Origin of the sequence: Rhizobium sp. P32RR-XVIII (assembly GCF_012641395.1) — a bacterium.
Lineage (GTDB): Bacteria > Pseudomonadota > Alphaproteobacteria > Rhizobiales > Rhizobiaceae > Rhizobium.
This window is the reverse complement of record NZ_JABAIH010000079.1, coordinates 1-1,168: the sequence shown is the minus strand read 5'-3', so window position 1 is coordinate 1,168 and position 1,168 is coordinate 1. Positions and strand designations below refer to the sequence as shown.

Genomic DNA, 1,168 nt, shown 5'->3' with positions numbered 1-1,168 from the left:
TTTTCGACCCGTGCAGGATCTACGTTTGAAGTACATCGTCGCGGCAGGTGCTGAGTGCACCTCCAGGCATTGTTTGCGAACTTTCCGTAGGTACAGCAGATGTCAAAATATCGCAGTATGTTGCCGCAGTTGAATGCCGGAATATTTCTGACAAACGCCAGCATGAACACAACGCTATCCTATAAGAGAAATATCGATTTTCCATACAGTGCCACATTTACACTTCTTTTCGATCAGGCCGGAATTGAAGAACTCGAACGCTGCTACCGCGAATATATCGACGTTGCCGTGCGTTACGGCCACGGCATAATCCTCGAAACCGCAACGTGGCGTGCAAACTCGGATTGGGGAGAAAAGCTCGGCTACGACCGCGACAGGCTGCTCGCGGCCAACGACCGGTCGGTGGCATTGCTGGTGGCGCTGCGCGACGAGTTCGAAACGGAGCGTTCACCGATCGTTATCAACGGAGCCATAGGACCACGCGGCGACGGCTACGTCGCAGAACGCATCACCGCTGCGGAAGCGGAAGACTACCACCATGCCCAGGTCGAATGCTTTGCTCGAGGCGAGGCCGATATCGTTACGGCATACACTCTGACCGCGCCGGAAGAGGCGGTGGGCATTGCACGTGCAGCTGCGGTGAACGACATGCCGTGCGCAATCTCGTTTACCCTCGAAACGGACGGCCGCTTGCCGTCGGGCTGGAATCTGGGCGAGGCGATCGAGCATGTCGACGCGGCGACCAATGGAGCGCCCGCCTACTACATGGTCAACTGCACGCATCCAATCCACTTGCAGCTGGGACTGGACGCGGGCGCGCCGTGGATGCGCCGTTTGCGCGGATTCTGCGCCAATGCCTCTTCGAAGAGCCATGCCGAATTGGACCAGGCGACTGAGTTGGACGAAGGCGATCCGATCGACCTTGGCGCGCGCTACCGTGCGCTGCGGAAATTGATACCGTCCCTTAGCATCGTCGGCGGCTGCTGTGGTACGGACGGCGCCCATCTGGCGGCAATTTGTGACGCTTGTCAGTAGCAAAACACTTGCCGGAGCTCGGTCCTGGCCAACTATCACCAGATCCGGCCGCCTATTCGGGCACATGGACGGTTCGAACCGACGGCTACCTGAATTCCGCGACAGCACCGGCCGCGACAATAACGACCGTTGG

1 protein-coding gene is annotated in these 1,168 nt (G+C 58.6%); it reads left to right on the top strand.

Features of this window, described 5'->3' with window-relative positions; all coding sequences use genetic code 11:
* Positions 1–99 precede the first annotated feature (99 nt).
* On the top strand, positions 100–1,035 hold the full coding sequence (locus HGP14_RS35125; RefSeq protein ID WP_168834378.1) for a homocysteine S-methyltransferase family protein: 936 nt from the start codon (positions 100–102) through the stop codon (positions 1,033–1,035).
* The last annotated feature ends 133 nt before the right edge of the window (positions 1,036–1,168 follow it).

Bases quoted from the DNA above. Each gene is read 5' to 3' on its own strand.
- HGP14_RS35125 (WP_168834378.1), top strand. From the start codon at position 100: ATGTCAAAATATCGCAGTATGTTGCCGCAGTTGAATGCCGGAATATTT.